Origin of the sequence: Kitasatospora sp. NPDC057904, from assembly GCF_042887925.1 — a bacterium.
GTDB lineage: Bacteria > Actinomycetota > Actinomycetes > Streptomycetales > Streptomycetaceae > Kitasatospora.
Genome location: NZ_JBHVOL010000010.1, coordinates 279,631 through 301,594, shown reverse-complemented (window position 1 = coordinate 301,594; position 21,964 = coordinate 279,631). Strand labels below are relative to the sequence as shown.

General features: G+C 74.3%; 20 protein-coding genes. 2 read left to right on the top strand and 18 right to left on the bottom strand.

Annotated elements, in window-relative coordinates; genetic code table 11:
* Nucleotide 1: 1 nt before the first annotated feature.
* The 5 genes from ACFVSN_RS25865 to ACFVSN_RS25845 all read right to left on the bottom strand — a co-directional run bounded on the left by ACFVSN_RS25865 (nucleotide 2) and on the right by ACFVSN_RS25845 (nucleotide 5,272).
* Nucleotides 2-553, bottom strand: coding sequence for an Asp23/Gls24 family envelope stress response protein (locus ACFVSN_RS25865; RefSeq protein WP_380445126.1), 552 nt, complete (start codon nucleotides 551-553; stop codon nucleotides 2-4).
* 207 nt (nucleotides 554-760) lie between these two features.
* Nucleotides 761-1,567: an enoyl-CoA hydratase/isomerase family protein gene (locus tag ACFVSN_RS25860; protein ID WP_387956676.1), complete on the bottom strand. Its 807-nt coding sequence runs from the start codon at nucleotides 1,565-1,567 to the stop codon at nucleotides 761-763.
* Between the two features lie 274 nt (nucleotides 1,568-1,841).
* Nucleotides 1,842-2,075, bottom strand: a complete 234-nt coding sequence (locus ACFVSN_RS25855; protein ID WP_030059940.1) for a helix-turn-helix domain-containing protein — start codon at nucleotides 2,073-2,075, stop codon at nucleotides 1,842-1,844.
* Between the two features lie 327 nt (nucleotides 2,076-2,402).
* Complete coding sequence (locus ACFVSN_RS25850; RefSeq protein ID WP_380445102.1) at nucleotides 2,403-4,001, bottom strand: ABC-F family ATP-binding cassette domain-containing protein; 1,599 nt, start codon at nucleotides 3,999-4,001, stop codon at nucleotides 2,403-2,405.
* Between the two features lie 227 nt (nucleotides 4,002-4,228).
* Nucleotides 4,229-5,272 (bottom strand): hypothetical protein, encoded by a 1,044-nt coding sequence (locus tag ACFVSN_RS25845; protein ID WP_387596808.1) that lies wholly within the window; start codon nucleotides 5,270-5,272, stop codon nucleotides 4,229-4,231.
* Between the two features lie 375 nt (nucleotides 5,273-5,647).
* Here ACFVSN_RS25845 and ACFVSN_RS25840 point away from each other — a divergent pair, with 375 nt between their 5' ends.
* Nucleotides 5,648-6,886 carry a glycoside hydrolase family 26 protein gene (locus tag ACFVSN_RS25840; RefSeq protein WP_387596811.1) on the top strand — a complete coding sequence of 413 codons (1,239 nt, stop codon included), beginning with the start codon at nucleotides 5,648-5,650 and terminating at the stop codon, nucleotides 6,884-6,886.
* A 22-nt stretch (nucleotides 6,887-6,908) separates the two neighbouring features.
* On the opposite strand, the gene ACFVSN_RS25835 is transcribed toward ACFVSN_RS25840, so the two are convergent.
* From ACFVSN_RS25835 to ACFVSN_RS25790, 10 genes are all read right to left on the bottom strand, one after another.
* Nucleotides 6,909-8,096 (bottom strand): GNAT family N-acetyltransferase, encoded by a 1,188-nt coding sequence (locus ACFVSN_RS25835; RefSeq protein WP_387596814.1) that lies wholly within the window; start codon nucleotides 8,094-8,096, stop codon nucleotides 6,909-6,911.
* The gene (locus ACFVSN_RS25830; protein ID WP_387596817.1) at nucleotides 8,093-8,902 is read right to left on the bottom strand and encodes a Wzz/FepE/Etk N-terminal domain-containing protein; all 810 of its coding nucleotides are present in this window, start codon (nucleotides 8,900-8,902) and stop codon (nucleotides 8,093-8,095) included. Before ACFVSN_RS25830 ends, ACFVSN_RS25835 begins: the two co-directional genes overlap by 4 nt.
* Nucleotides 8,903-8,969: 67 nt before the next feature.
* Nucleotides 8,970-10,085: a glycosyltransferase gene (locus tag ACFVSN_RS25825; protein WP_387596819.1), complete on the bottom strand. Its 1,116-nt coding sequence runs from the start codon at nucleotides 10,083-10,085 to the stop codon at nucleotides 8,970-8,972.
* Nucleotides 10,082-10,945, bottom strand: a complete 864-nt coding sequence (locus tag ACFVSN_RS25820; RefSeq protein ID WP_380445108.1) for a polysaccharide deacetylase family protein — start codon at nucleotides 10,943-10,945, stop codon at nucleotides 10,082-10,084. The genes ACFVSN_RS25825 and ACFVSN_RS25820 overlap by 4 nt, the downstream gene beginning before the upstream one ends.
* Entirely contained in the window at nucleotides 10,935-12,656 is a 1,722-nt protein-coding gene (locus tag ACFVSN_RS25815) for a lipid II flippase MurJ (RefSeq protein ID WP_387596822.1), read from the bottom strand. The genes ACFVSN_RS25820 and ACFVSN_RS25815 overlap by 11 nt, the downstream gene beginning before the upstream one ends.
* 1 nt (nucleotide 12,657) lies before the next feature.
* Nucleotides 12,658-13,965 (bottom strand): O-antigen ligase family protein, encoded by a 1,308-nt coding sequence (locus ACFVSN_RS25810; protein ID WP_387596824.1) that lies wholly within the window; start codon nucleotides 13,963-13,965, stop codon nucleotides 12,658-12,660.
* Between the two features lie 6 nt (nucleotides 13,966-13,971).
* The gene (locus ACFVSN_RS25805) at nucleotides 13,972-15,495 is read right to left on the bottom strand and encodes an exopolysaccharide biosynthesis polyprenyl glycosylphosphotransferase (protein WP_387596827.1); all 1,524 of its coding nucleotides are present in this window, start codon (nucleotides 15,493-15,495) and stop codon (nucleotides 13,972-13,974) included.
* Nucleotides 15,496-15,666: 171 nt separating this feature from the next.
* A complete protein-coding gene (locus ACFVSN_RS25800; protein ID WP_380445112.1) occupies nucleotides 15,667-15,810 on the bottom strand; it encodes a hypothetical protein in 144 nt (47 codons plus the stop codon).
* An 18-nt stretch (nucleotides 15,811-15,828) separates the two neighbouring features.
* Entirely contained in the window at nucleotides 15,829-16,983 is a 1,155-nt protein-coding gene (locus tag ACFVSN_RS25795; protein WP_380445113.1) for a glycosyltransferase, read from the bottom strand.
* Nucleotides 16,984-17,134: 151 nt separating this feature from the next.
* Nucleotides 17,135-17,575 (bottom strand): SRPBCC family protein, encoded by a 441-nt coding sequence (locus tag ACFVSN_RS25790; RefSeq protein WP_359961043.1) that lies wholly within the window; start codon nucleotides 17,573-17,575, stop codon nucleotides 17,135-17,137.
* 112 nt (nucleotides 17,576-17,687) lie between these two features.
* Here ACFVSN_RS25790 and ACFVSN_RS25785 point away from each other — a divergent pair, with 112 nt between their 5' ends.
* Nucleotides 17,688-18,584, top strand: a complete 897-nt coding sequence (locus tag ACFVSN_RS25785) for a HipA family kinase (protein ID WP_387956675.1) — start codon at nucleotides 17,688-17,690, stop codon at nucleotides 18,582-18,584.
* Here ACFVSN_RS25785 and ACFVSN_RS25780 read toward each other — a convergent pair.
* The 3 genes from ACFVSN_RS25780 to ACFVSN_RS25770 form a co-directional block, all read right to left on the bottom strand.
* Nucleotides 18,581-18,958 (bottom strand): hypothetical protein, encoded by a 378-nt coding sequence (locus ACFVSN_RS25780; protein ID WP_387596832.1) that lies wholly within the window; start codon nucleotides 18,956-18,958, stop codon nucleotides 18,581-18,583. The two genes, ACFVSN_RS25785 and ACFVSN_RS25780, sit on opposite strands and share 4 nt — an antisense overlap.
* 177 nt (nucleotides 18,959-19,135) lie before the next feature.
* The gene (locus ACFVSN_RS25775; RefSeq protein ID WP_380445116.1) at nucleotides 19,136-20,626 is read right to left on the bottom strand and encodes a S8 family serine peptidase; all 1,491 of its coding nucleotides are present in this window, start codon (nucleotides 20,624-20,626) and stop codon (nucleotides 19,136-19,138) included.
* Nucleotides 20,627-20,846: 220 nt separating this feature from the next.
* Nucleotides 20,847-21,962, bottom strand: coding sequence for an amidohydrolase family protein (locus tag ACFVSN_RS25770; RefSeq protein WP_387956674.1), 1,116 nt, complete (start codon nucleotides 21,960-21,962; stop codon nucleotides 20,847-20,849).
* Nucleotides 21,963-21,964: the final 2 nt, after the last annotated feature.

The window sequence follows — 21,964 nt, the reverse complement described above, 5'->3', positions numbered from 1 at the left end:
GTCACTTGAGCTTGGGCCGCTGCCCGGACGGCACCATCTGCTCCTCTTCCTCCTCGAACTCCGGCTCGTCCGGGAGGTGCACGTCGTTGACCGCGATGTTGACCTCGACGACCTCAAGGCCGGTCATCCGCTCGACCGCGTTGATGATGTTCTCCCGCACCTGGCGGGCGAGTTCGGGGATGACGACGCCGTACTCGACGACCAGCGCGATGTCGATCGCGGTCTGCTTCTCGCCGACCTCGGCCTTGATGCCGCGTCCGACGCTGGACCTGCCGCCGGGCACCCGGTCCCGCATGGCGCCGAACGTCCGGGCGAGCCCGGAGCCGAGGGCGTGGATGCCGGAGACCTCGCGGGCCGCCATGCCGGCGATCTTCTCGACCACTCCGACGGCCAGCGCCGTCCGGCCGCGCTCGCCGACCGGCTTGGGCGCGGCGGCGGCGGACCCGCCGGTCGAACCGGGCGCGCCGGAGGAACCGGACGGGCCCGAGGCGTGGGAAGGAGCAGAGGCGTGGGAAGGAGCGGAGGCCGGGGCGTTGGCGGGGTTCTTGTGCATGCTCGCGGGCGTCGGAGTGTCAGGCATGGGGCGGGTCTCCCGTCGTACGGCTCCAGCTATATCGCAGATCCCCACAACTCTGGCATTTCGCCACGTTTCGCGCCCGCCGAGCGACGCTCCGGCAACCCCGCGGGAATCCCCGGGAACGACGGAGGCCCGGCTCCGGGGAGCACCCCCCGGACCGGGCCCACCGAGCGGGAACGGACGTCAGTCGCCGATGCCCGCCAGGTCCCGCAGACGACGGGCCTGCGCGACCCGTTCGGCGGAACGCTGCTCGTCGAACGACCGGCCCGAGGCCCCCTGCAGCAGGGCCTTCGTCTCGATCGCGGCGTTGCGCGGCGCGGCCAGCAGCGCGGCGGCCAGGTCGCGCGCGGCGCCGTCGAGCTCCGCGCCCGGGACGGCGATGTTGGCCAGGCCGATCGCGACGGACTCCTGCGCACCCACCCAGCGGCCGGTCACGCAGATCTCCAGCGCCCGCGCGTAGCCCACGAGTTCGGTGAGCGGCTTGGTGCCGGCGAGGTCGGGGACGAGCCCGAGCGACGTCTCCTTCATGGAGAACTGGACGTCCTCCGCGACGACCCGCAGGTCGCAGCCGAGCGCGAGCTGGAACCCGGCGCCGACGGCGTGCCCCTGGACGGCCGCGATCGAGATCAGGTCGGGCCGGCGCCACCAGGTGAAGGCCTCCTGGTAGGTGGCGATGGTGTCGTCGAGCTCCTTCTCCTCGGCGGCCGCGAGCTGGAGGAAGCTGGGCTCGCCGGGGATGCCCTCGGGGGTGAACATGGCCCGGTCGAGGCCGGCGGAGAAGGAGACGCCCTCCGCGCGGAGCAGCACGACGCGGACGGTGCCGGGCAGATCACGGCCGGCGGCGGCGAGGGCACGCCACAGGGCGGGCGACTGGGCGTTGCGCCGCTTGGGCTGACACAGGGTGACGACGGCGAGGTCGCCGTCGATCTCCAGGCGGACGCCGTCCTGCTCCCCGCTCGGGGTCTGCGGGTCGGTGGCGGGGGCGGTCATGCGGAGACCTCCGGTGGCGAGGGACTTGGCTACCGGAGAGTAACAAACCCGGGCGCGCAGCGGCAGACCCAGCCGCCCGGGAGTGCGGGGGAATTCGTCGAAAAGGAAATGCGGGCATGACGATCGGCGGCCGGTCCACTCGATCCGAGGGTGGACGAATCAGCTGGTCGACTCACGATCAGCCCACGATCGTCGGACAATTAGCGACGATCGCCACTCGTCTCCCCGGTCGGCGCCCTGCCGCCGCGTCATCCAGCCATGAGCCGACGGGCCGTCAGGAACCGGCCCCGGCAGTCGCCTTGTTCTTGCCCCGCGTGGCACCGCCGCGGCCCCGGAGGATCACTCCGGATTCGCTCAGCATCCGGTGCACGAAGCCGTACGAGCGACCGGTCTCCTCCGCGAGAGCGCGAATGCTCGCCCCGGAGTCGTACTTCTTCTTGAGATCGGCCGCGAGCTTCTCACGCGCGGCACCGGTCACCCGGCTGCCCTTTTTCAGAGTCTCGGCCACCCGTGCCTCCTCGTAGCGTTGCTCGGTCAGATTCCCATGATCACCCATCCACCGCGTCCTGGCCACCCATTCGACAAGGTCGATGTCGGGAATGCGCCGTCCTTCGGTGGTGATCCGAGCGCACCAGGGCGCTCACGCAGAGTGCACGCCCCCGGGCGAATTGCGCCGGGTGCCGGAAAATAGCTGATCAGCAGCGTCGGCCCGACCACGATCGAGTGGCGGGCCGACGGAAGCTCCTTAAACGGAATCCGGGACTGCTTCATTCCCGGACACGCCGTAAGGACTAGGTTTTCTGGTCCGAAAAGGGGAGGGGGCGTCTACTTCCGGTCAGGCGAGCGAGACCAGATCGGCGTAGGACGGGTTCCACAGGTCCTCCACGCCGTCCGGCAGCAGGATGATCCGCTCCGGGTCGAGCGCCTCGACCGCGCCCTCGTCGTGGGTGACCAGCACGACCGCGCCGGAGAACTCGCGCAGCGCGCCCAGGATCTCCTCGCGGCTGGCCGGGTCGAGGTTGTTGGTGGGCTCGTCCAGCAGCAGCACGTTGGCGGAGGAGACCACCAGGGTGGCCAGCGCCAGACGGGTCTTCTCGCCGCCGGAGAGCACCCCGGCCGGCTTGTCCACGTCGTCGCCGGAAAACAGGAAGGAGCCGAGGATCTTGCGGATCTGCACCAGGTCGGTGTCCGGCGCGGCCGAGCGCATGTTCTCCAGGACGCTGCGGTCCGGGTCGAGCGTCTCGTGCTCCTGGGCGTAGTAGCCGATCTTCAGGCCGTGGCCCGGGATGACCTCGCCGGTGTCCGGCGCCTCCACCCCGGCGAGCATCCGCAGCAGGGTGGTCTTGCCGGCGCCGTTGAAGCCCAGCACGACGACCCGGGAACCCCGGTCGATCGCCAGGTCGACGTCGGTGAAGATCTCCAGCGAGCCGTAGGACTTGGACAGGCCGCTGGCGGTCAGCGGGGTCTTGCCGCAGGGGGCCGGGTCGGGGAAGCGCAGCTTGGCGACCTTGTCGTTCATCCGGACCTGCTCCAGGCCGGAGAGCAGCTTGTCGGCGCGGCGGGCCATGTTCTGCGCGGCCACCGTCTTGGTCGCCTTGGCGCGCATCTTGTCGGCCTGCGCGTTCAGCGTCGCGGCCTTCTTCTCGGCGTTGGCCCGCTCGCGCTTGCGGCGCTTCTCGTCGTCCTCGCGCTGCTGCTGGTACTGCTTCCAGCCCATGTTGTAGACGTCGACGCAGGAGCGGTTGGCGTCCAGGTAGAAGACCTTGTTGACGACCGTCTCGACCAGGTCGACGTCGTGCGAGATGACGATGAAGCCGCCCTTGTACGTCTTCAGGAAGTCCCGCAGCCAGACGATGGAGTCCGCGTCCAGGTGGTTGGTGGGCTCGTCGAGGAGCAGCACGTCGGAGTCGGAGAAGAGGATCCGGGCGAGCTCGACACGGCGGCGCTGACCACCGGACAGGGTGTGCAGCGGCTGGCCGAGGATGCGGTCCGGCAGGCCCAGCGCGGCGGCGATCGTGGCGGCCTCGGCCTCGGCGGCGTACCCGCCCTTGGTGAGGAACTCGGTCTCCAGCCGGGCGTACTTCTTCATCGCGTTGTCCTGGGTGGCGCCCTTGCCGTTGGCCATCCGGTCCTCGTTCTCGCGCATCTTCTTGAGCACGGTGTCGAGGCCGCGCGCGGAGAGGATGCGGTCCTTGGCGAGGACGTCGAGGTCGCCGGTGCGCGGGTCCTGCGGGAGGTAGCCGACCTCGCCGGAGCGGGTCACCGTGCCGGCGGCGGGCAGGCCCTCGCCGGCCAGCACCTTGGTGAGCGTGGTCTTGCCGGCGCCGTTGCGCCCGACCAGACCGATCCGGTCGCCGGCGGCGACCTTGAAGCTCGCGGACTCGATCAGAATGCGGGCGCCTGCGCGCAGCTCAAGGGCGTTCGCGGAAATCATGGCCGGGTACTACTCCTGGGACGTGGGCGGGCAGCCTGGGCGGTGCACAGGGCCGGGCGGCGGGAGGGGGCTCGTCGGCGGTCGGCACGGCGCACGGGGCGCCGACACTCGCCCGCTAGTGCCCGGAGAGAACAGCCATGACGGCAAGTCTACCGGGCCGCGCGGGAACCCCCCGGGGGGATTACCGCCCCGGGGTACCGGCGGCCCGTGGCGGGACGGCCCGGACGCTACGACTGCGGCGTCGCCGAGGCCTGGTCGGTGGCGGCGGCGGTCGGCTGGTCGGTGGCCGCCGGAGTCGGCTGACCGGCCGCGGGGTCCGGCGCCTGGGCGGGCGGCACGTCCGCCGTCGGCGTGGCCGACGGGTCGGTGCAGGCGTTCTGCGGGCGCACGGCGGCGAACGGCGCGGCCGGGCTCTCGCACGGGACGACGGGCGCCGCGGCCACGGTGTCGAACACCTTGGCCGGGACGATCGGACCGTCCGTGATCTGCACCCGGGTGCGGTCCAGCAGCTTGACCTGCGCGGCCGGCCCGGCGCTGAGCTCCCACCCGGTGCTGTCCAGCCGGTAGCCGGTGATGCCGCCGGAGACCGGCTGCCCGCTGCTCCCGAGGCAGCTGCGCGGGACGAGCACCGCGTAGTCGGTGCCGACCGTGCGCAGCGGGTCGTAGAGGCAGCTGCCCGGGGGCTTGCCGTTGTAGCGCAAGTCGCCGTCGGCGTCGCGCAGGCCCATGGTCAGGTTCGGGGTGACGATCGCCACCCACGGGGACGCCTTCTGGACGGTGTGCAGCGCCGCCGCGGCCCGGTCCTGGGCGAGCTGCCTGCGCTGCTCGTCGGTCCGCTTGTCGGCGCCCGGCTCGCCGTCGCCGCGCAGCCAGTCGGCCAGGCCGGGCACGGCGCGGTGCCAGCGCACCTCGTGGTCGCCCGGGCGCACCGAGGTGATCAGGCCGTCGTCCCAGACCACGATGGCGTTGTCACCGGCCATCGCCAGGTACAGCGCGTTGGCGCCCTCGCGGCGGTAGGACCAGGCCTGCTCGCCGGTCCCGCGGTGGACCGCCTCCAGGCCCGGCCCGACGACCTTCAGCTCCAGGTCGGCCGCGCTCAGGGACTGCGAGTTCACCGGCGTGGCCTCCGCGTCGCCCGGCCCCGCCACCCGGTCGCCGAACGGCACCGGCTTGTTGGCGTGCGCCGCCGCTCCGGCCGCAAGGACCAGCATCACCGCGACGGCGGGCAGGATCGAGCGGGGGGTCAGTACACGCAGCGGCTTCCAGGACACGTTGCGGAGGGTACCTTTCGGCGGGCACGCGAGTCAGCCGGGAATCGTCCGGGTCCCGCAGTGCGGACCGCGCACCGGAGCGCGCACGGCCGCCGCGCGCACCCCGCCGCCGACCTGCGCCGTCGGTGCCGACCGGGTCCGGCGCCGCTCCGCGCGGTCCGCCGGGGGCGGGCTCCGGGGCCGGTCCGGACTGTTACAGAGGTGATACACGGCGGGCACCCGGGGTGCCGCTGCGGCAGACGGCGTTCGAATATCGCCCACTTTAGGGTGACATTCGGCTTTTCCGACGCCCGACGGGCCTACTGTCGGCGAGCGGAGCGCCACGGTCCGTCCGCGCTCCCCCACCCGCCCCACCCGTGACGCCCGGGAGAGACCATGCGCATCGGCCGCCTGACGCTGGCCGCCGCCGCCCTGCTGCTGACGGCCACCGTCGGTGTCCCGGCCGGGACACCGCTCAGCCAGGGCGAACGGCACGCCCTCTCGTCCGACGCCTTCGAACCGCGCGGCGCCGCGCCCCGCCCGGCCGTCCAGCGGCCCCGGCACGAACCGCCCTTCGGCGCGTTCGTCGGCTCGTGGGACAACTACATCCCGCAGATCGGCCGGTACGCGCAGTGGCTCGGCAACGCCAACCTCCAGGTCGGCCACACCTACCTGGCGGGCAACAGCTGGGCGGACGTCGAGGGCGAGCCGGTGGTGCTCGGCATGTGGTCGCAGTGGCGGCTCGCCGACCCGTCCCGGGTGCTCGTGCTCGGCGTGCCGATGCTGGCGCCCAACGAGGCGAACGTGCCGGACGGCCAGGTGGCCAAGCTGCTCGGCCAGGGCGCGCACGGCGACTTCGACCGGCACTTCCTCAAGCTCGCCCACCGGCTGGTCGCCCTCGGCGGCGCGGACACCGTGCTGACCCCCGGCTGGGAGATGAACGGCGTCACCTACACCCACCGCTGCAAGCCCGACCCGACCGCCTGGAAGGCGTACTGGCGGCGGATCGTCAAGGTCATGCGCTCGGTGCCCGGACAGCGCTTCCGCTTCGACTTCGCACCCAACCGCGGGCTGGACGCGATCCCGTGGACCAAGTGCTACCCCGGCGACGACGTCGTCGACATCATCGGCATGGACAGCTACGACCAGCCGGCCGGGGCCACCTTCGACGACCACGTGCGCGAGCCGTACGGGCTCCAGGACCAGGTGGAGTTCGCCGCCAAGCGCGGCAAGCAGGTCTCGTACCCGGAGTGGGGCCTGTTCCGCAACGGCGACAACCCGGACTACGTGCAGCGCATGGTCGAGTGGATGCGCACCCACGACACCGCCTACCAGACCGTCACGGACTACTGCCCCCACGGCTTCTTCGGGTGCGACCGCAACCCGCGCTCCAGCGCGCGGTTCAAGCAGCTGATGGCGGGCTCGAAGGGGGCGCCGGCGGTCGTCCCGACGGCGCCCCCGGTCCCGACCGCACCGGCCGTGCCCTTCCTGCCCTCCGGGCCCGCCGTGCCGACCCCGCCGGGCACCCCGGCCGGCCAGAGCCCGTCGGCCGGAGCCTCGCCCACCGGTTCCCTGGCGCCGTCCCCGTCGCCCGCCGCCTCCCCCTCGCCGAGCGGGACCCCGGCCCGGCGGTAGGAAGCGCCCGGCACCCGGGAGCTCAGGCGCGGCGGCGGGCCAGCAGCGCCTCCTTGAGACGCGGGAAGCGGGTCCGCAGGACGTGCGCCACCGCCTGCCGGGCCCGGATGACACCGGCCCTGGCGGTCGCCACCGGGGCCGGGCCCCGCGGGCCGAACAGCAGCCGCTGGTTGGGCAGCTGGTCCGGCCGCCAGCGCTGCTTGTACGGCTCCTGGCCGCGCAGCAGGCTCAGCACCGGGATCCCGGCGCCGACCGTCTCGTCCAGCGCCGCGGCGAACAGGAGCCCGGCGATGTCGATCTTCTCGCGCAACTGCGGGTGCGCCCCGTACATGTACAGGCCGCCGAAGGACGGGCAGAGCAGCAGCAGGTTCACGGCCATCAGCTCGCCGTTCAGCCGGAACTGGTGCACGGCGGCCCGGCCGGAGGCAACCATCCCGGTCGTGGACTCGACCAGGTGCCGGGCGAAGCGCTCGGTGCGGTGCTCCGGGGTCACCCCGCGCTCCTGCCACTGGAGGAAGTGCAGCCGCAGCAGGGCCTCCAGCGCCGCCGGCACCTCCGCCACCGGGGTCGAGCCGACCTCCACGCCCGCCTCGGCGATCTTGCGCAGCTTCACCCGGCTGCGCTGGGCGGTCTTGCCGGGCACCCGCTTGAGCAGCTGCTCCATCGACACGGCCGGCAGGTACTGGCAGAGCGAGTCGGCGAACCGGCGGCGCCGGCCGCGCCAGTGCTCGAACACCTTCTGCACGGCCGCCTCGGGGTGGACCTCGCGCAGCTCCAGCGTGTGCCACGGCCGGGTGAGCGGGAGGGCGGCGGCGAACACGGCGGCGGCCCGGTCGGCGCAGTCGTCGTCGAGCAGGACGTCGGTGAAGTCGACCAGTCCGTCGCCGAGGGCGGTCAGCCCGCCGAGCGGGCCGCCGCGCCGCCGGAAGGCGCCCGCGCCGACCAGCAGGCCGTCCCGGCGGACGGTCACCACCAGCAGGCCGCCCGGGGTGCCGTAGTGGCGCCACCACGAGCGCTGCCAGTCGGCGGCCTGGAAGAAGGTGGTGGTCCGGCAGCGGGCGGCCAGGGCGTCCCACTCCTCGGCGAGGGTGTCGAGGGCGTCGTCCTCGCGGCGCAGCTCGGCGGTCCAGACCGGGCCCGGCGCCCGGTCGGGACCGGCCGGCGGAGCGGCCTGGGCGGGCAGGCCGGCGGCCCGGGACTCGGTCCTCATCGCGCGCTCCCGGTCGCGGCCTTCTCCTTGGCCGGGGGCTCCGCCTCGGCCCCGGCGGCGCCGGCGGGCTTGTCGGCCGTCTTCTCGGCCCGGCCCGGCTTCTCGGCCGGCTTCCCGGCGGCCTTGCCCGCGGGCCCGGCGGCCGTCCGGGCGGGGGCCTCCTCGGTCCGCGGGCGCGGAGCGCTCGGACCGGTCGCCTCCGGGGCCTCCGGGGCTTCCGGGACCCCGGGGGCGACGGGCGCCTCGGCGTCGCCGCGGCGGCGGGTCATCATCACCAGCGCGCCCAGCAGCAGCCCGGCCGCGCCGCCGACCGCGACGTCCAGGCTGCCGGACGGCGTGGTCGGCTTGTCCGGCGCGGCGGCCGGCGCCAGCGTGACCAGCCGGACGCCGGTGTCCCTGCTACTCGTGTTGGCGAAGGAGACCAGCGAGCGGGCCACCGCGTCGGCGGTCTGGGCGGCCTCCTGGGCCCGGGTGCCGGTCCCGGTGATCTCGATCATCGGGGCGTCCGGCGAGGTCGTCCCGTGCACCAGGTTCCCCAGGTCGGTGAGGGTGTGCCCGGTCTCGGCGGCGGCCGCGGCGAGCACCTGCGGCTGGCCGGCCAGCCGCCCGTACGCCTGGGCGAAGTTGGTCGCGGTGGCGGCCTCCCCCGCGTTCTGCGGCACCACGAGCACGTAGGCGCTGGCGGAGTACGAGGGGTGCGCGACGACGGCGTACCCGGCGCCGGCCGCGGCGCCCAGCGGCACCGCGAGCGCCACCGGCCACCAGCGGCGGACCAGGCGGCGGGCGCTTCGGCGCGGTGTGGTCATGGGTGTGACTCCTTGGAGATCAGGGCCGCACGCACGGCGGCCCTTCGGTGAGCGGGCCGGTGGGCCGTCAAGCGCGCGCCAGGCGGTCGTAGAGGGCGCCCAGGTCGGCGGCGACGCGGACGATGTCGTAGTGGCCGACCGCCGGGGGGCGCGGCAGCGGGCCGGCGGTGTGGTCGTTCAGGTGCCGCAGCTCGCGCAGCGCGGTCGCGAACGCGGCGGGCTCGGACGGGATGCGGCGGGCCTGCGGGGCGGCGCTGGGCGGCAGTTCGTCGAGCGCGGGGCAGGCGCTGTGCCGCACCGGCAGGCCGGCCGCGAGCCCCTCCAGGACGCCGAGGCCGAAGGTCTCCTCGGTCGAGGGGGCGGCGAGCACGTCCAGTGCGGTCAGCAGCTCCGGCACGTCGTCGCGTTCGCCGGTGAGCACCAGCCTTTCCCGGACGCCCAGTTCGGCGGCCAGCCGCTCCAGGGCGGCGCGCTCCGGGCCCTCGCCGATCAGCACCAGCCGGGCGTCCGGGTCGAGTTCGGCGAGCGCCTCCAGCAGGACGCCGAAGCGCTTGCCCGGTACCAGGCGGCCGATCCCGCCGACCACCCAGCTCCCCTCCGGCAGGCCGAGTTCGGCGCGCAGCCGGCGCCGGGCGGTGGCCCGCTCGCCGTCCGGCCGGCGGAAGCGCGCGGCGTCGATGCCGTTCGGGATCAGCTCGACCCGGGCCGGCGGGACGCCCCACGCGTGCAGCGTCTGGGCGACCTGGCGGGAGACCGCGACGGTGGTGGTCCCGAGCCGCTCGGCCACCAGGTAGAGGCCCTTGACGCCGCGCGTGACCGGGCGGCCCTCGATCACCCCGGCGTGCAGCGAGTGCTCGGTGGACACCACCGCACGGACCCCGGCCAGTCGCGCCGCGAGCCGGCCGTACAGCTGCGCCCGGTAGAGGTGGGTGTGCACGAGGTCGTAGCGGCCGCTGCGCACCAGCCGGACCAGCCGGGGCAGCGCGCCGAGGTCCCGGTTGCCGCGCATGTCGAGGTGGTGGACGGTGAAGCCGTCGGCGCGCAGGGCGGCGGCGACCGTGCCGGGGTTGGTGAGGGCGAGCACCTCGCACTGCTGGTGCGGCGGCAAGTGTCGTAGCAGCAGCTGGAGTTGGCGCTCGGCACCGCCGGAGGCGAGGCCGGTGACGATGTGCAGGACCCTCACCGTGCCGCCCTCCGGAGGGCGAGCCGGGCGCGGCGCAGCTCGGTGACGGTGTCGCGCAGCCGGTGCCGGCCGCGCTTGGCGCGCAGCCGCCAGGCGCCGTCGCGGTCGCCGACGTAGCAGCGGGGCAGCGCGAAGCGGCCGGTGAGCGGGGAGTGGGCGATCGCCACGGCGTAGTCGTAGCCGGCGTCGCGGACGGCCAGGGCGGCGGGCAGGTCGACGTCGCCGTACGGGTAGCAGAAGCCGGTGACCGGGCCGCCGACGACCTCCTCCAGGAGCCTGCGGCTCTCCCGGGTCTGGGTCGCGAGGACGTCGGCGGGCAGGCCGGGCAGCGACTGGTGACCGAGGCCGTGCGAGCCGATCTCCCAGCCGGCGGCGGCGAGTTCGGTGACCTCCTGGACGGTGAGGAGCTGCTTGCGCGGGCCCTCGGCGTCCCAGTCGTTGGCCCGGCCGAGCAGGTCGGCGACGACGTAGGCGGTGGCGGTGAAGCCGTACGCCTGCAGAATCGGTACCGCGTGCCGGGCGAAGTCGGCGTAGCCGTCGTCGAAGGTGAGTCCGACGAGCTTGTCGTCCCGTCCGGCGGCGCGGGCCCGCATCAGCTCGCGGACCGAGACGCCGCGTCGGCCGCGCCGGTGCAGCCAGGCGATCTGTTCGGCGAACCGCTCGGGGTTGACGGTGAGTCGGTAGGGGTCCTCCTCCTCGACCGCCACCGAGTGGTACATCAGGATCCACGGCGAGGTGGAGCCGGGGCCGGGCGGTTCGCCGATCGGGTTGCGGCTGCGGGGCAGTCGCGCCCGGTGCGGTGGGGCGTCGGTGGCGCCCGCCTGGGCGGCCGAACGGACGGTTCCCCGTTCAGTGTCCATGGGGAAGCTTCCCTTCATCGGCGACGGTTGGCGGGTTCAGGACCCGGACGGCGGCGAGGACCGGACCGCGGACCTCCCTGGCACCGAGGCCGGTGCCGAGGGCGGCGAAGGCCAGCGCCACGGCCAGCCCCCCGAACACGGTCGAGAGCAGGGGGTCGGCGGTGAGGCCGGCCGCGCAGGTGCCGAGCGCGGTGGCGCCGGCGGCGGCTGCCAGCAGCCGGCCGTGGCCGCCGAGCACCCGGCGCAGCCGCAGCGGGATGCCGCGCAGCACGAGGCCGCGCAGCAGCAGGGCCGCGGTGGTGGTGATTCCGGCCGCGTTCCCGGCGGCGAGGCCGAGCGCGCCGAAGCGGGGTGTGGCGAGCAGGCCGACGGCCACGGTGACGGCGAGGCCGAGCAGCATCGCCGCGACCGGGTACCAGTCGAGCAGGCGCCGCCCCCCGTCGTCGGTGCCCGGCTCGTCGGCCCGGCGCACGACGGGGCGCAGCGAGAAGTACGGGCGGATCATCACGCCGATCAGCGCCTGGGCGGGCAGCCCGAAGCTGTAGACCCGGATGACGGCGGCGGTGGCGGCGGTGTCCTGCGGGCCGAAGGCTCCGCGCTGGAAGAGCAGTGAGACGACCGAGGGCGCGCAGGCCATCAGGAACGCGGTGCCGAGCAGGACGACGGCTGCGGCCTGCCCGAGGTCCTTCTCCACCCGGTCGCGGGCGGTGGTGAGGTCGCCGGCCGCGAGCGCGCGGGCGACCAGCGGGAAGGTGACGGTACAGATCAGGATGCCCGCCGTCATGGCGAGTTGGGAGACCTTGGCGGCATAGTTGAGGTGCGAGATGGTGCCGGGCGGAAGTGCGGAGCCGAGGTAGCGCTCGACGAACACCTGGGACTGGCGGGTCAGGGTGAAGGCCGCGACCGGCAGCAGGGCGAACGGCATCAGGACCAGGGCGTGGCGCGAGCGGCCGGAGCGCGCGGCCCGGCCCGTCCGCAGCCGGCGGGCGAACGGGGCGACGAGCAGGACGGCCATCAGGGCGCTGCCGACCGCGACGCCGACGGCGGCCGAGCGGACGCCGAGGAAGGCCTGGCAGCTCAGCATCACGGCCAGGATGCCGACGTTGTAGGCGACGTAGATGCCGGCCGGCGCGGTGAAGCAGTGGTGGGCGCGCAGCGCGGCGGCGAGGTAGCCGGCCACGCCGAACGGCAGCACGGTGATCGCGGTGATCCGGGTGCAGGAGACGGCGAGGGCGGGGTCGCCGAGGCCGGGGGCGAGCAGTTCGACGAGCTGGGGCGCGCCGATCGCGGTGCCGAGGGCGAGGGCGCCGAGGGCGAGCAGCAGCCACGGCAGGGTGGCCCGGACGAGCTGGCGGACCGGGTCCGGGCCGTCCGGGCGCTCCTCGCGCAGCACCAGGGCGAGGGCGAACGCGGGCACCATGAGGAAGGACATGGCGTCCTCGATCAGCAGCGGCGCGGCCGTCTCGGGCACCGTCCAGGAGACCAGGAAGGCGTCGGTGCCCTGGTTGGCGCCGAAGTAGCGGGCCAGCAGGAGGTCGCGCAGGAGCCCGAGGGCGGAGCCGGCGGCGCTGAGCACGGCGGTGATGCCGAAGGCCTTGGCGAGGAAGCCGCGCCGGGGGGCCGGGCCGGGGCCGCCGGGCACGACCTCGGCGGGCGGGGCCTGGCGGGGCGCGGGCAGCGTCGGGACGAGCGCGGGCCGGTCCGTCGTCATGTCAGGCCTCCGGGGTCGCGGCGCGGGCGGCGAGGCCGAGGACGACGGAGGTCAGCACCGTGGTGGTGCCGCCGATGTCGGCGTAGAGGAAGTCGACGAGCACCCAGGTCAGCAGCGCCAGGGCGGCGAGGCCGGGGCCGCGGGAGCGGCGCAGGCAGCCGAGCAGCAGGCCGAGGAAGAGCGCGGCGTAGGCGACGATGCCGATCAGTCCCTGTTCGCTGAGCACCAGGAAGTACATGTTGTGCGGGGAGAGCAGCGGCTCGCGCTGGAAGCCGATGGTGGGGTCGGCGGCGTCACTGCCGGAGGACAGCCGCAGCGGGGCGTGGCTGTCGCGCAGCTGCTGGAAGGCCTTGGGGCCGGCGCCGTGGACGGGGTGGTCCTGCCAGATCCGGGTGGCGGTCGACCACAGGTCGTAGCGGTCGGAGACGGACTGGTCGGGGGCGGCCTCGACGGAGCCGATCGAGCTGAGCCGCTCGGTGACCCCGGAGGCGCCGAGGCCGAGTCCGCCGACGAGGACGACGGCGGCGGCCGCGCCGAGCACGACACCGCGCACGAGCAGCCGGGCGTCGGCGCGCAGCAGCAGGACGGTGACGGCGACACCGGTGGCGATCCAGCTGCCGCGGCTGAAGGAGACGGCGAGCGGGAAGGCGAGGAAGGCGGCGGAGGCGTACATCGCGCGCCGCAGCCGGACGCTGCCGCCGGGTCCGCGTTCGGCGAGGGCGAGGGCCAGGGCCGCGAGCAGGCCGTAGCTGACGACGGTGGACATCGCCATGATGTCGAGCGCGCCGAACGTGCCGACGGCGCGGATCGGCTGGCCGGTGTACGAGGCGCCGGTGCGGGTCAGGTACTGGTCGGCGCCGACGGCGCCCTCGATGAGCGCGGCTGCCACGAAGGAGCCGAGGACGAGCCGCTGGTCGATGCGGTCGCGCAGCGAGCAGAGCACCGCGGCCGGGACCAGGACGAAGACCTGGACGAGCCGGACGAAGCCGGTGACGCTGCTGGCCGGGTCGATCGAGCCGACGGTGGCCACGGCGGCGGCGAGCACGACCGCGGCGAACTGCGCACAGGTGGCGCGGGCGACGACGGGCAGCCGCCCGCGCAGCAGGTTGTAGGCGGTGAGGGCGACCAGCGCCAGCGAGGCGAGGTCGGCGGCGGTGATGTGGACGGCGGCGGTGACGTCCTTCTCGCCGGTGGGCACGCACACCAGGAGCACGGTCGCCGCGGCGAGCAGGCTCGGCCGGTCGGCGAGCGCGGGCAGGGCCTTGCGTAAGGCCGGCGGCCGGGCCGCGGCGGGGAGGGTGAGGGCCACGAAAGGTCAGCTCCCGTCCGGGTGGAGCATCAGGGCCGCGGTCCGGCAGAGGATCTTGACGTCCTGCCAGAGGCTCCAGCTCTCGATGTAGCGGTTGTCGAAGCGGGCCCGGTCCTCGATCGAGGTGTCCCCGCGCAGGCCGTTGACCTGGGCCAGGCCGGTGAGGCCGACCGGGACGCGGTGGCGGTCCGCGTACTCGGGGTAGGCCTGGCTGAACCGCATGACGAAGTAGGGGCGTTCCGGGCGCGGGCCGACGAGGCTCATGTCGCCGCGCAGGACGTTCCACAGCTGCGGCAGCTCGTCCAGCGAGCTCTTGCGCAGCAGCTTGCCGACGGCGCCCATCCGGTGGTCCTGGGAGATGTTCCAGCGGGTGGCCGACTCGTGCTCGTTGCTGGGGCGCAGGGTGCGGAACTTGAGGACGGTGAAGACCCGGCCGTCCAGCCCGGTGCGCTGCTGGCGGAAGAGCACGCCCGGGCCGGTGTCGAAGCGGACGGCGAGCGCGCACAGCACGAGGACCGGGGCGAGCAGCAGCAGGCCGAGGCCGGCGGCGGCGACGTCCAGGGCGCGCTTGGCGGCCCAGCCGGGGCGGCGCATCGCGGGGCGCCCGACCTGGAGGCAGGGGAAGCCCCAGAGGTGGTCGCCGGCGGCCGGCGGCGCGGTGGGCAGCGAGCCGTACTCGCGCAGGGCGGGCACCAGCCAGACCTGGCAGCCGAGCCGGACGGCGTCGCGCAGGGTGGCGGCGGTCTCGGCCTCGTCGGCGGCGCCGGCGGTGGCGACGACGTGCTGGACGCGGTGGCGGCGGACCTCGCGCTCCAGGACCTCGCGGCCGCCGAGGACGGGCAGGTCGGTGTCGCCGGCCAGCAGCGGCGGGTCCGCGTCGAGGAAGCCGACGGGGCGCATCCCGTACTCGCCGCGCGCGTTGAGGGCGGCGGCGACCCGGTGGCCGAGCCGGCCGGCGCCGAGCACCAGGACGGGGCTGGGGCGGCTGCGGCGGATCCGGCGGACGAGGTGGTAGAGGACGGCGCGGCCGACGACGGCGATCAGCAGCTGGGCGCCGAGCAGCGCGGTGAGCCGGGCCGGGGTGGCCGGGCCGCAGTCGGGCCAGCGGCCGTCCAGGCAGCCGGTGAGGGTGACGGCGAAGGCGGTGGCGACCGCGGCGCGCACGGCCAGCGCGGGCAGTTCGTCCAGGACGGACAGGGTGAGCCGGGTGCGGTAGAGGCCGCCGGCCAGGTTGAGGACGAGCAGGAGGGGCAGGACGGCGGCGACGCCGAGCAGCGGGGCGACCCGCACCGCGGAGTCGAGGAAGCGGTTGGCGATGCCGGCGGCGGCGCACAGCGCGATCGCGTCGACCTGGACCAGCGCGAGCGGCAGTGCGAGCCGGGAGCGGACCGCCCTGCGGTGCCGGTGCCCCGGCGCCACCGCGCGGGCCCGCGCGGCCCCGGCCGGCCGGTCGAGCAGCCCGGTGCCGGGTCGCCGCGGGCCGGACAGGGGCCGGCCGGATCGCGGCACACTGTCGTGGTCAATGGTCATCAGCGCACGAACTCCCCTGCTGTGTGCCCGGGGTGGCGGAGCCCTGGCGCCGGTTGGCGCGGGGCGGCCGCCCGGGCCCGGTGGGCGCGGTCCTGACAGCACCTGCTGCCGCCGGCGGCTCTCGATTCTCTCGCGAATTCCCGGGGAAAAATCGAAACGAAGCAGGCAAAATCAGACAATACCGAACCCGGACTTGCGGGCCGGAGGATGACTTGCCATTTCATTCCAGCCGCCCATTAATAGGTATTTCTGATTTGACGCCTCGTCCTTATCCGGTTGAGGGTGCGAATACGCCAGCGCCTCGTCAGCGGGCATTCACGGCATGTGAAACGATCAGATCCGCTCTGGGACACGGGTGCGGCGGCGTCCGGCGGCCGGACCGGCACCCAGCAGGTGGCGGTACAGGACGTCCACCTGTTCGACCACCGTGCGGACGTCATGACGGGCGACCACGTGGTCGCGCAGCCCGGCGCCGCGGCGCTCGCACTCGATCGGATCGGACAGCGCTTCGGCCATTCGGGTGGCCAGCGCCGCCGCGTCCTCCGCCGGGACGACGGCCTGCCCGTGCGCGGCGGACGGCAGGCACTCGCGGGCCCCGGACACGTCGGTCAGCAGCACCGGACGGCCCGCGGCCATCGCCTCCAGCGGGGCGAGCGCCATCCCCTCCCAGCGCGAGGGCAGCACCACGAGGTCGGCCGCCGCGAGCCACGGCCGCGGATCCGGCACGTCCCCCACCATCCGCACCCGGGACGGCTCGGCCGACGCCCGCACCGTCTCCGCGAGGGCCTGCTCGTCCGGCCCGCCGCCGACCAGTGCCAGCCGCGCCTGCGGCACCCGGCGGACCACCTCGGGCCAGGCCGCCAGCAGCACGTCCTGCCCCTTCTGCCGGCACAGCCGCCCCACGCAGACGGCCAGCGGGGCGTCCAGGTCCAGGCCGAGCGCGATCCGGGCGGCCCGGCGGTCGGCGGGCGCGTAGTGGCGGACGTCCACGCCGTTGGGCACCACCGCCCAGTCGGCGTGCACCCCCGCGGCGACGCCGTCGGCCCGCTCCTGGACGCTGACGCACAGCAGCCGGTGCGCCCAGCGGGTCGCGAAGCGCTCCCAGCGCAGGGTGGCGGCCGCCAGCGGGCCGTCCACGGCGGCGAAGGACCAGGCGTGCGGCTGGAAGACGGTCGGCACCGCGCCGCGCACGGCCAGCCGGCCGGCCAGCCCGGCCTTGGCACTGTGCAGGTGGACCACGTCGGGCGCGGCGGCCCGGACGATCCGGCGCAGCCGCCAGGCCTCCTTGGCCGTCCCCGGCCCGGGCGAGCGCTCGGCGGGCCAGTCCTGGACCAGCGCGCCCACGGCGGCGGCCTCCTCGGCCAGCCGGCCGCCGCGCGGACAGGCCACCAGCACCCGGTGACCGGCCTCCCGCTGGCCCCGGACCAGATCGACGACGACGCGGGCCACCCCGCCGTCCACCGGCTGCGAAATGTGAAGGATCGTCATATGCACGGCGGCGAGCCTAGGGTGGCATCGCCGTGCCGGGCGGCCCCCGTCACCCGCAGGTGGCGGGCCGTCCACCCGTACGGCTCGCGGCTCGTACGGATGGTCGGACCCCTCGAAATCCCGGGCGATTTCCCGGGCCCCCCGGGGTGGTTCAGCGCACCTCGGCGGCCAGGTTCGCGAGCACCTCGTCGTGGATGCGGTTCAGGCCCTTCGGGGCGAAGGTGCGCTCGAAGAAGCCGCCGATGCCGCCGGCGCCCTGCCAGGTCGCCGAGACCGTCACCTTCGACCGGCCCTCGCCCGCCGCCGAGACGGTCCAGGTGATCACCATGCTGGAGTTGGCATCCTTCTCCACCAGCTGGTCCGGCTTCGGGGCCGAGACCGTGAACAGGCAGTCCCGCACGCGCTTCTCGGTGGCCTGGAGCTTCCAGTGCACCTGGGTGCCGGCCCCGGTGCCGCCGGCCCGGACCTCGTACTCGCTGTACTGCGCGGGCAGCAGCTTCGGGCGGGTCACCTGGTAGTCGGCCAGCGCCTCGTACACCCGCTCCGGGGCGGCGTCGTAGACCCGCTCGGTGGTGGCCAGCACCTGTCCCATGACCTGTACTCCTCGTGTGGTGGTTCCGATCTCAGCGGCAAGCCAACCACAGGGCCGCGGACCGGGCCTTCCGGGGCTCGCGCCCGGACGCGGAGGCCGTAGGGTGGCGGATGTGCTCGAACTGGTGACAGCAGTGCGCTACGTGGACCCGCTGCGGGCCGGCGGCTCCGTGCCCGGCGTCGTGGAGACCGACGACCTCGGCACCTACGTCGTGAAGTTCACCGGCGCCGCGCAGGGGCGCAAGGCGCTGGTCGCCGAGGTGATCGTCGGCGAGCTCGCGCGGCGGCTCGGCCTGCGCGTGCCGGAGCTGCGGCTGGTGGACTTCGACCCGGCGGTCGCCGCGGACGAACCGGACACCGAGATCCAGGACATGCTCAGGGCCAGCGCCGGACTCAACCTCGGGATGGACCTGCTGCCCGGCGCGCGCGACTACCGGCCCGGACTGGTCCCCGTCGGCTCCGCCGAGGCCGGCCGGGTGGTCTGGCTGGACGCCCTCACCGGCAACGTCGACCGCACCGTGCACAACCCCAACCTCGTGGTCTGGCACGGGCGGCTCTGGCTCATCGACAACGGCGCCGCGCTGATCTTCCACCACCGCTGGTCCAGCGCGGAGGCGGCCGTCGGCAAGCGCTACGACCTCAGCGCGCACGCGCTCGGCGGCTGCGCCCCGGACGTCCGGCTGGCCGACGAGGACCTGGGGCCGCTGGTGACCGTCGGACTGCTGGAGGAGGTGCTGGCGCTCGTCCCGGACGACTGGCTGGCCGACGAGCCCGGGTTCGACTCGGTGGACGCGGTGCGGCACGCGTACGTCACGCACCTGGCCGCCCGCGCGGTGCTGTCCGCCGAGTGGCTGCCGGAGGGCTTCGCCACGCCCGAGCAGCTGCGCGAGGCCGAGCGGCGGCGGGCCGCCCGGACGAGGGCCGGCCGCCCGGCCTGGCTCCAGGAGGTGCCGGACCTGCACGGCAAGCCGGCGGTCGAGACGGTGTGGGAGCACCACTTCGAGAGTTAACGCACCGCGGGGTGGATCCAGTCGAGGTACTCGATCGTGGTGCCGGCCAGCAGGCCGCCCATGAGCAGGGCGAAGACCGCGGCGCCGTTCCTCCGGCGGACCTTCGCGGGGATCAGGGCCGCGCCGAGGCCCGCCACGAGCAGGCCGGTGAGCGGGCCGGCGGCGAGCATCGCGATCAGCCCCGCCACCGCGCCGACGGAGGCACCGGCCGCGAGCCCCATCACGCCGCACATCAGGCCGACGACCACGAACTGCGCCAGCATCGGGCCCGCGGCGAGGAGTTCGGCCCCGCCCAGGACGAACCAGGGCCAGCTGCGCCCGCCGCCGACCGGCCGGGCCGGGACCGCGTTCCAACCGGTGTCGGTGTGTGCCATGCCGCTCAACTCCCCTGATGCTTCCGTTCGGTACGGATCCATCCTGGCGAGCGGGCCACCGGCGGACCTGAGTACGGGTACTCAAAAACGACCGGGGAGCGGGACCCAGTGGGCCCGCTCCCCGGTGCTCAAGTGCTCAGGTGCTCAGGTGCTCGGCTGTTCCACGCGGTCGGCGCGTCAGCGCCACCACTGGACCGCCTTCTCGGCGTTGATGATGCCCGCGCCGTAGAAGCCGTTGTCGTTCTCGTCGCCCTCGCAGGTCGCCTTCCACTGGCCGGCGCCGCCCGGGTTGAAGTCCCCGGTCGGGCAGGCGTGCGACTCGGCCTGGTTGGTCAGCAGCTCGGTCAGCTCCTCGGGGCTGGCCCACGGGAAGGTGCTGGCGAGCAGCGCGACGACACCGGTGACGTGCGGGGTGGCCATCGACGTGCCCTGCATGTAGCCGTACTTGTTGCCCGGGATGGTGGACAGGATCCGGCCGTCCTTGTCCGGGGTGTCCGGGATCTGGTAGCGGCGGTCGCCACCCGGCGCGGCGACGGTCACGACGCCCTTGCCGTAGCTGGAGTAGTACGACTTCTCGCCCTTGACGCCGACGGCGGAGACGGCGACGACGCCCGGCAGCTCGGTCGGCAGCGACAGGCAGTCGTTGGTGACCGGGCGGGTGCCCGGGGTGGTGTCGTCCGGGCTGGAGACGTCGGTGGTCTTGTGGGCCAGGTCGATGTTCTCGTTACCGGCCGCGGCCACGTTGAGGACGCCCTTGCGCTGCGAGAACGCGACCGCCTTGCGGACGGCGGCGGTGATCGCCTCCTGGTCCTTGTCGTTCGGGCAGTTGAACATCCACGGGTCGACGTAGTAGCTGTTGTTGGTCACCTTGAAGCCGTGCTCGCCGGCCCACACGAAGCCGCAGACCGCGTTCTCCGGGTAGATGAAGCCGCCGTCGTCGACGACCTTGACCGCCGCCAGCTTCACGTTCGGCGCGATGCCGACGATGCCCTTGCCGTTCTTGGCGGCGGCGATGGTGCCGGCCACGTGGGTGCCGTGGTCGCTGGTGGTCGGCTGCCAGGCCTTCCAGTCGGTGTTCGGCTTGCCGTCGACGCAGGAGACCGACTGCGAGGCGTCCACGTTGGGGGCCAGGTCCTCGTGGGTGGCGTCGATGCCCGAGTCCAGCACGCCGACGGTCACGTTGCGGCTGCCGAGCGAGATCTTGTGCGCCTTGTCGACGCCGATCTGGCGCATGTCCCACTGGTTGGCCTCGTACGGCTCCTGACCGGCGGCGGGGGCCGCGGCGGGCTCGGCGGCGACGTCGGCCTTGCCCTGGTCGGCGGCGAGGATGCCCTTGGTGCGGCTCGCGCCGACCGAGTCGACGCCCTTGACCTGGCGCAGCTTCTCGGCGAACGCGGTGTCGTTCGAGCGGGCGACCACGACGCCGATCTGCTCGTAGGAGTACACCACCGTGCCGCCCAGGGTGGTGATCGCCTTCTCCACCTTCTGCACCTGGCCGTGGTTGGCCTTGGTGTTGACCACGTAGCTCAGCAGCGGGCCGGTGGTCGAGCCGGCCGCGGGCGCGGGCGCCGCGACGGCGGTACCGGCCGGGAGCGCGAGGGCGCCCGCCGTGGCGAGCACGAGGCCCACCGCCGCGTACCGGGTCCGGCTGATCCGAGAAACACGCATAGGGGTAGACCCTCCCGAGTCGTCATGCAACAGCTGCGGCAGCAGGTGCGATGGAGTGATCGGGACGCTAATGAATATTTACTAAGAAAAGCAAGAGGTAGTCATCTAATCGTCACAACTAGACCAACAGCGGAGCCCAGGAGTCCGCAGGTCAACCGGCAAACAGTCGGTCATAGTGTTAAAAAGTGATGGTCCACGGGCCGGTTGGGACGCCTACCACCTAAAGGGTGTACAACCGGCGGGCATTGTCCGCGGCGACCATCCGGGCCAGCCGCTCCGCGTCGGCCGCCGAGCAAGCGCCGGCGGCCCGCCACTCCCCGAGCAACTCGCCCAGCCCGTAACGGAACTGGGCGGCGCCGACCAGGTACAGCTCGGGCAGGCCGTACGCGTCGGTGGAGAACAGCAGCTTGCCGAACGGCGCCAGCTCCAGCATCTCGCCGAGCACCGCCGCCACCCGGGGGCCGGTGTACGAGGCCGTCAGACCGAGGTCGACGTACACCGTGGGGAAGGCCTGCGCGAGGAACGCGGCCTGCCGGTGGTACGGGTAGCAGTGCAGCAGCACGAGCGGGACGCCGCTCGGCTCGGCGGCGCGGACGAAGGGGGTGAGCAGGGCCGGGTCGGCCAGGTGCAGGGTGAGGTCGGGATCGCCGAAGCCGGTGTGGAGCTGGATCGGCAGGCCGAGCTCGGCGCACACGTCGACGGCCGTCCACAGCAGGTGGTGCAGGAGCACCGGGTCCGTCAGCCGGCCGCGCCCGGCGCGCTGCCAGGCTCCCGCCGCGGCCACCACGGCGGCCCGGGCGGGCCGTTCGGGCGGGACGGCGAGGCCGTGCCGGTAGGCGATGACGGACTTGACGGCGACGGCCCCGGCGGCGGCCCCGGCCAGGACATCGCGGACGGCCTCCGGCCAGCCCCCGGCCGTCGCGGGCACCGCCTCGGCGACCGTCTCCAGCCGGATCACCTCGCGCGCCCGGACCCGGGCGGCCTCGGCGAACTCGCCGAGCGGGAGCAGCGGGCGGCCCGCGGCGGCGGTGAGCCCGGTGTCGATCAGGCAGGTGTCGAGCGCGGCGGCGGCCAGCAGTCGGCCGGTGGCCTCGGCGGCACCCAACTCCCTTCTGCGGGCGAGGTATTCGTCGGCCGGCGCATGGGCGGGCAGGCCGAGCGCGGGCGGGCACCAGCGCCGGACGACGAGGCCGAGGGCGCTGTCGAAGGGCGTGGTGCCGGGCGCGGGCGGGCGGTCCGACTCGGTGAGCAGCCCGGCCAGGGCGTCGTCCGGGAGGTCGGCCGCCACCACGCTGTGGCAGTGGTGGTCGACCAGCGCGGGGACGTCGAGGAGCACCG